A 346-nucleotide genomic window follows, 5' to 3' on the forward strand; every position below is an offset into this window, starting at 1 on the left:
ACCGTATTTTGCGTTGCTGTTTTTCATTCCCGCGCCGATTGCTTTTTTTAAACAATTTCAGAGAAGGCAGAGGTATCGGGAGACCACATTACATATCCGCTCGAGACGAGTAACCACGCCATTTCACCAATTAAGCTGGCTAGAGTTTGAATCCTATGTCGGCGAGTACTTTAAGCATCAAGGTTATACCGTGAAGCAGTCTTTTTCACAAAAGCCTGACGGCGGCATTGATATTTGGTTGACGAAAGATGGTGAATTGAGCCTAGTGCAATGTAAACACTGGAAGGCCAAGAAAGTTGGCATTCAGGTACTTCGAGAAATGTACGGTGTCATGATAGAGCATCAC

General features: G+C 44.2%; 1 protein-coding gene. It reads left to right on the forward strand.

Annotated elements, in window-relative coordinates:
* Positions 1-346 (forward strand): restriction endonuclease (locus tag OH459_RS28215; protein WP_269989915.1); only part of this gene is annotated, 346 nt, incomplete at both ends.

Origin of the sequence: Vibrio sp. MM46 (genome assembly GCF_027587135.1) — a bacterium.
Classification (GTDB): domain Bacteria; phylum Pseudomonadota; class Gammaproteobacteria; order Enterobacterales; family Vibrionaceae; genus Vibrio; species Vibrio harveyi.